5 protein-coding genes and 1 tRNA gene are annotated in these 6,581 nt (G+C 48.5%); 1 reads left to right on the top strand and 5 read right to left on the bottom strand.

Annotation, left to right across the window (positions count from 1 at the left end; genetic code table 11):
• Positions 1–199: 199 nt before the first annotated feature.
• The 5 genes from secF to queA form a co-directional block, all read right to left on the bottom strand.
• Complete coding sequence (gene secF / locus ABD07_RS13340; RefSeq protein ID WP_108699751.1) at positions 200–1,138, bottom strand: protein translocase subunit SecF; 939 nt, start codon at positions 1,136–1,138, stop codon at positions 200–202.
• A 27-nt stretch (positions 1,139–1,165) separates the two neighbouring features.
• Positions 1,166–3,208: a protein translocase subunit SecD gene (gene secD / locus ABD07_RS13335; protein ID WP_160818702.1), complete on the bottom strand. Its 2,043-nt coding sequence runs from the start codon at positions 3,206–3,208 to the stop codon at positions 1,166–1,168.
• 95 nt (positions 3,209–3,303) lie between these two features.
• Positions 3,304–3,747: a preprotein translocase subunit YajC gene (yajC, locus tag ABD07_RS13330; RefSeq protein WP_160818701.1), complete on the bottom strand. Its 444-nt coding sequence runs from the start codon at positions 3,745–3,747 to the stop codon at positions 3,304–3,306.
• Between the two features lie 47 nt (positions 3,748–3,794).
• Positions 3,795–4,880: a tRNA guanosine(34) transglycosylase Tgt gene (gene tgt / locus ABD07_RS13325; protein ID WP_160818700.1), complete on the bottom strand. Its 1,086-nt coding sequence runs from the start codon at positions 4,878–4,880 to the stop codon at positions 3,795–3,797.
• Positions 4,877–5,911, bottom strand: a complete 1,035-nt coding sequence (queA, locus tag ABD07_RS13320; protein WP_160818699.1) for a tRNA preQ1(34) S-adenosylmethionine ribosyltransferase-isomerase QueA — start codon at positions 5,909–5,911, stop codon at positions 4,877–4,879. Before queA ends, tgt begins: the two co-directional genes overlap by 4 nt.
• Positions 5,912–6,020: 109 nt before the next feature.
• Between queA and ABD07_RS13315 the strand changes: the two genes are divergently transcribed.
• Positions 6,021–6,107 (top strand) — tRNA-Leu (locus tag ABD07_RS13315).
• The last annotated feature ends 474 nt before the right edge of the window (positions 6,108–6,581 follow it).

The following is a 6,581-nucleotide window of genomic DNA, read 5'->3' as shown; positions in this document are numbered from 1 at the left end:
TTATTGCACCGGTTGTGCTGGTGCTCGCCGTTGCCGCTTTCTTCTTCTTGCGGAAACGTAAATCGAATGCTGCTTGATAAGAATAGATAGTCATTCAAAAAATACAAAAGGCACAACAGTAAATTTCCTGTTGTGCCTTTTGTTTTATATTTTGGTTTAACGGATGCTAATAATTATTCATCCGTGCGATTGTAAAACCTTATACAACCGCGCCATCATTTTCTAAAGGTTTTTTCTCAATCTTAACCAGATCTTCGCGTTTGACGCCCAGAAGCATGATGATTGAGCTGCCGACCATAATCGACGAATAAATCCCGAACCAGATACCGATGGTTAATGCCAGTGCAAAGTAGTGAAGTACCTCACCGCCAAACAGGAGCATCGCGATGACGACCATTTGTGTGCTTCCATGGGTAATGACTGTACGTGACATCGTTTGTGTAATGGCGCTGTCGATGACTTCGGTAATGGAAGCTTTGCGATATTTACGGAAATTCTCGCGAATACGATCGAAAATAACAACCGATTCGTTAACGGAGTAACCCAGTATGGCCAATATGGCGGCGAGCACTGTGAGCGAAAACTCCCACTGAAAGAAAGCAAAGCAGCCAACGATGATAACAACGTCATGCAAATTGGCAATAATACCCGATAAGCCAAATTTCCACTCGAACCGGACTGCCAAGTAAGCAACGATACCCAGCGAAACAAATAGCAAGGCAAGCGCACCATTTTCCAGCAATTCTGCCCCGACTTGCGGACCGACAAATTCCATCCGCTTCATTTCTACCGAAGAATCCGATTGTTTCAATGCATCTATGACAGTTTCCGACAATTGCGCACTGGAAACATCGGGTTTAATCGGTAAACGGATTAGAACCTCACGAGAAGTGCCGAAATTTTGCACACTGGCGTCAGACATACCGAGACCGGTGAGTACGCCTCTGACTTTCTCGAGATCAGCGGCTTGATTGTAACTGACCTCCAGTACTGTTCCGCCCGTGAAATCTACACCGAGATTGAGTCCTTTTGTGGCAATAAAGAAAACCGATAGAGCAAATGTCACAATTGAAATGACAGCCCCGACCCGTCTCCATCGCATAAAGGGAATGTTACGATTAAATCTAAAAAATTCCATGATTTACTTCCTTATAAATCTGATCAATCAGCTTTTAGATTGCTTGGTATCAGATGGTTTTCGCTTGTTCTTAGCCTTACCCGGTTTTTTTTCGCTCGATTCAGCCTGAGCATCAACAGCAGTTTCCTGGGCAACTTCAGCATTATTTTCAGGCTGTTCTGCAATTCTTTTCTGAGTATCGGTTGACTCTTCGTCTGCTTTGCTCCGGGCTAATGCAGTTCTATGAGCAGGCTGATCTTGTTCCGGTATCCAGATTTTTCCAATCGGAACATGATCAAGTCTGCGGCGGCTTCCATAGATCAGATTGACTATGCCTCTTGTCACAAAAGTGGCGGTAAATACGGAAGTCATAATGCCTAAGCAAAGTACTACTGCGAATCCTTTTACAGGGCCTGAACCGAAAGCAAACAACGCGATACCGGCAATGAGGGTGGTCACGTTGGAATCCACAATCGTGCCGAAGGCTCGCTCGAATCCCGTATGAATAGCCATTTGCGGAGAAGCTCCGGCGCGTAATTCGTCCCTAATCCGTTCATTGATTAATACGTTGGCATCGATCGCCATACCGACCGTCAGGGCCAGTGCGGCCATCCCCGGCAATGTCAGCGTAGCCTGCATGATGGATAATAAACCAACCAGCAGTAATAGATTCATGGCCAGTGCAGCGACCGAGATCATGCCGAATGCCGTGTAATAGATGGCAACGAAGATCGCGACTCCCAAGAAGCCATATAAGGTCGAGTTGTAGCCGCGGGAAATATTCTCTGCGCCCAGGCTCGGTCCTACCGTGCGTTCTTCAATGATATCCATCGGTGCTGCCAAAGCACCGGCGCGCAGTAATAACGCGACATCGCGTGCTTCCCTGCTGGTCATGCGTCCGCTGATCTGCACGCGCCCGCCGCCGATTTCCTCACGAATGACCGGCGCGGTGATGACTTCCGCTTTATTTTTCTCAATCAGCAGAATGGCCATTCTTTTGCCAACATTATCCCGTGTTAATTGTTTAAAGATGCGCGATCCGCCATTGTCCAAATTGAGATGCACCGCAGGCTGATTATCTTTGTCAAACCCAGGTTGCGCATCGGTGATATGCTCACCCGTCAATAATACTTGTTTTTTAACGAGTAATGGACTTCCCTCGCGCTCTTCATATAGCTCGGTACCTGCTGGCACCTTACCCCGCAACGCGGCATCGAGATCGTGCTCATCATCGACCATGCGAACTTCCAGGGTAGCTGTCCGACCTAGAATATCTTTTGCTTTCGCGGTATCTTGCACGCCCGGCAATTGCACAATGACGCGATCCACTCCGGCTTTCTGGATGATGGGTTCAGCTACGCCCAGTTCGTTAACGCGATTACGCAGGGTGGTGATGTTCTGTAACACCGCTGACTCTTGCATGCGTGCGAGCGCCTCGGGTTTAATCGTAGCGACGAGATGATAGCGGCTATCGACATTCTCTTCCTTGAAACCAAGATCGGGATAATTCGCCTTTAACTCAGCTTCCGCTTTGCTGCGCGATTCAGCATCGCGAAATTTCAAAGTCAGTTTCTTGGCCTGTTTTTCCAGGCCGGCATAGGAGATTTTTTGTTCCCGCAATCTGCCGCGAATATCAGCGTTGTAGCGATCCAGTGATTTCTCAAGTGCGCCTTCCATATCGACAGCCAGCATGAAATGCACACCGCCGCGCAGATCCAGCCCCAAATACATCGGCAACGCGCCGAGATCGGTCAGCCACCGGGGAGAATTGGGCAGTAAGTTCAGCGCAGTGATATAGTCATTGCCCAGGGTCGATTCCAGCAAATCTTTTGCTTTGATTTGGGTATCCGTATCGGCGAAACGTACTTTAATGCTTCCTTCTTCAAGGAGCACTCCATCCGTTCCAAGGTTGGCTTGTTTTAATGCGTCTTCAACGCGTTGCAACAAGGCGGTATCAGTGCTTGCGGACGTCCGTAAAGGGGAAATCTGGACTGCGGGCGATTCGCCGTAAAAATTCGGCAATGTATAAAGCAAGCCGAGTAGCAGTGAAACCGCAATAATCAAGTATTGCCAAAGTGCGTAGCGGTTCATGGGTGTCAGTTAAGTATTAATTAATGATAAAAGGTAAGAAAGACATGTGACGGCAAGCAATTTAATAACGATTCCTTCCGCCACGGCATGCGTGGTTATTTCTTGTCAACATTTACAGCGTCAGTAGCTTGGCTCTCCGTGATTTCGGCGGCGCTGTTTTCCGAAGCGGTTGTTGTTTTGGTTGTTTTGGATTTTTGAGCTTTTCCTTTCGGCTCGATACTCTTCAGTGTTCCTTTGGGCAACAGGGTTTGCACCGAGGATTTAAGCGCGGTGACTTCGATAGCCGGTGCTATTTCGATGATCACATATGCTTCGTTGACATTCAGAACCTGACCGAGAATACCGCCGTTGGTAATGACTTCATCGCCTCTCTGCAATCCTTCCACCATCTGCTTTTGCTCTTTGGCGCGCTTAGCTTGCGGGCGGATCAGCAGAAAATAAAACAGTACCAGTATCCCGAACATCGGTAACAGGCTTAACAAGTCCGAGTTGTCTTGCGTTGACGCAGCAGCTTGTGCAAATGCATCATTAATCAGCATAAAATTCTCCTTTTCTGAAAAAAGGTACATATTAGCATGATGACCGCTTATGCCAGAAATTCTTGTGCATATTCTTCAAATTGTTGGTTTTCGATTGCGCTGCGGATTTCTTGCATCAGTTGCTGGTAATAATACAAGTTGTGCACGGTATTCAGATGCGCCCCCAGCATTTCGTTGATGCGCTGCAAGTGATGCAGATAAGCGCGGCTGAAATGCTGGCAGGTGTAGCAACCGCAGTGCTCGTCCGGAGGCGATGTATCCAGCCGGTAACGGCTGTTGCGCAATTTGATAATGCCATGACGCGTATACAGCCAGCCGTTGCGGGCATTACGAGTCGGCAGTACGCAATCGAACATATCAATGCCGTGCGCCACGGCATGCACAATATCCGCCGGTGTACCCACACCCATCAAATAACGCGGTTTATCAGCGGGTAGCAGCGGTGCGGTATGTTTGAGGATGCGCTGCATGTCTGTTTTGGGTTCGCCGACGGATAATCCGCCGATCGCATAACCGTCAAAACCGATGCGATATAAACCGGCAAACGATTGATCGCGCAGATGTTCGTGCATGCCACCTTGGACGATGCCGAACAGTGCATTGGGATTGCCATGATGCGCCTGTTTGGAGCGCTCCGCCCAGCGCAAACTGAGCTCCATCGAGAGTTGAGTGGTCGATTCATCTGCCGGATAAGGCGTGCACTCATCAAAGATCATTACAATATCGGAATTGAGCGTACGTTGAATCCGCATCGATTCTTCCGGTGACAGAAAACAGTTGTCACCGTTGACCGGCGATTTGAAATGCACGCCTTGCTCGGTGATTTTGCGCAGATCGCCCAGGCTATATACCTGGAACCCGCCGGAGTCGGTGAGTATCGGGCCGCGCCAGCCCATGAAATCATGCAATCCGCCATGCGCTTCGATTACTTCCAATCCGGGGCGCAGCCATAAATGGAATGTATTGCCCAGAATGATTTGCGCGTTTGTCGCTTGCAGTGCGGCGGGTGGCATGCTTTTGACCGCGCCATAAGTACCTACCGGCATGAAAACCGGCGTTTCAACCGTGCCGTGCGCCAAAGTCAAGGTGCCGCGGCGGGCTGTCTTGTCGGTGGAATGTAACTGAAATTTCATGATTTTTTCTCAATCAGCATGGCGTCTCCATAGCTAAAAAAACGGTAGCGCTCAGTTACGGCATGCCGGTAAGCAAGCCGGATGTTTTCCATGCCGGCGAAAGCCGAGACCAGCATCAGTAGTGTTGAGCAGGGCAAATGAAAGTTGGTCAATAACCGCTCGACTACTTGAAAGCGATAGCCCGGCGTAATAAAAATCCGCGTATCGCCATATCCCGCGATCAATTGGCCATGATGAGACGATGCACAGGATTCCAGCGCTCGTAGCGATGTCGTACCGACGGCAAGAATGCGCCCTCCCGATAGCCGGGCTTGCCGGATCGCATCCACGGTGGCCTGCGGGATATGGTAAGTTTCGTTGTGCATGGTGTGATCAGCGATATTTTCAACCCGCACCGGCTGAAATGTTCCGGCGCCGACATGCAAAGTGACGTAGGCAATGATGATGCCCATCGCCCGTAATCGATCCATCATGACTGCATCGAAATGCAGTCCCGCAGTCGGTGCTGCAACAGCTCCTGCATTTCTTGCGTAAATTGTCTGATAGCGCGCTTCGTCTGCGGCGGTCGCCGGGCGGGTGATATAGGGAGGCAACGGCAATTGACCGTAGCATTCCAGCAATTCCGCCATCGTTTTTTCATGCTCAAAGCGCAAGGTATAAAATTCCTGCTCACGCGCGATCACGGTCACCGGTATCGCATCCGCCAGCAGTAAAGTTGAATCCGGTTTGGGGGCATGGCTGGCACGGATAACTGCCAGAACATGGTGATCATCGAGTATCCGTTCCACCATGACTTCCACCTTGCCGCCACTATCTTTTTTGCCGAACAGGCGCGCTTTAATCACTTGAGTGTCGTTAAATACCATGACATCACCGGTGCACAGGAAGTTGGGTAAATTTGAAAATAGCGCGTCCTGCCATTGATTGTTATTGCTATCCAAATAGAGCAGACGGCTGCCGGTGCGCTGCTCGGCGGGAAATTGTGCGATCAATTCGGCGGGCAGATAAAAATCAAAATCCTGAGTCTTCATGCCATCTATTATACCGGCACAGCATGTTTTCCGCCCATGCGGCTTGCTGTACTCCGGCTTTTCAGTGATAATTGCGCCTTCTGTTTATTCACAACAGGCAAATTGTTTGGCCGAGATGGCGGAATTGGTAGACGCACGGGACTCAAAATCCCGCGATGGTGACATCATGGGGGTTCGATTCCCCCTCTCGGCACCAATAGCAGTATTCAAGCAGTTTCATATCGTATCAAATCCATTGTAATTAATAAGAATTTAAGAAATTGATCGTATCAAGAGATAGCATCATTTGATATGCCGTCAAATGCTCACCGGTATCACACTAAGAAACGCTAAACCGCGAGATAAGTTTTACAAAGTGAACGATTGTGGCGGGCTGTATTTGCTGGTGAAAGCCACGAGAAATATTTGATTGTAGCGGCAAGCAGAAAGTGGATTCATTTATTTGGTTTTATGACAAAGTACGGTTTCTGCTAAAAATTTTACACACAAAAAATAAATAATCTCGCTGATCACAGTAGAAAAAATACCTGCTGCATTTAGAAAAAGATGGATTTTCATATTTCTTGGAAGTTAACTAGCGGTTAACTCATATCACTATCGCCTTATTTGTAAGAATTTCTAGCGTTGTTTACAGTATTCAGGAGAATACTGTAGATGAACATACACAAAC

This window comes from Nitrosomonas oligotropha (genome assembly GCF_009833085.1).
Lineage (GTDB): Bacteria > Pseudomonadota > Gammaproteobacteria > Burkholderiales > Nitrosomonadaceae > Nitrosomonas > Nitrosomonas oligotropha.
This window is presented reverse-complemented; position numbering and strand designations above follow the sequence as displayed.

What these genes read in the sequence shown, in the direction of transcription:
- secD (WP_160818702.1), bottom strand. Translation starts at nt 3,208, where the DNA reads ATGAACCGCTACGCACTTTGGCAATACTTGATTATTGCGGTTTCACTG.
- yajC (WP_160818701.1), bottom strand. Translation starts at nt 3,747, where the DNA reads ATGCTGATTAATGATGCATTTGCACAAGCTGCTGCGTCAACGCAAGAC.
- secF (WP_108699751.1), bottom strand. Translation starts at nt 1,138, where the DNA reads ATGGAATTTTTTAGATTTAATCGTAACATTCCCTTTATGCGATGGAGA.
- tgt (WP_160818700.1), bottom strand. Translation starts at nt 4,880, where the DNA reads ATGAAATTTCAGTTACATTCCACCGACAAGACAGCCCGCCGCGGCACC.
- queA (WP_160818699.1), bottom strand. Translation starts at nt 5,911, where the DNA reads ATGAAGACTCAGGATTTTGATTTTTATCTGCCCGCCGAATTGATCGCA.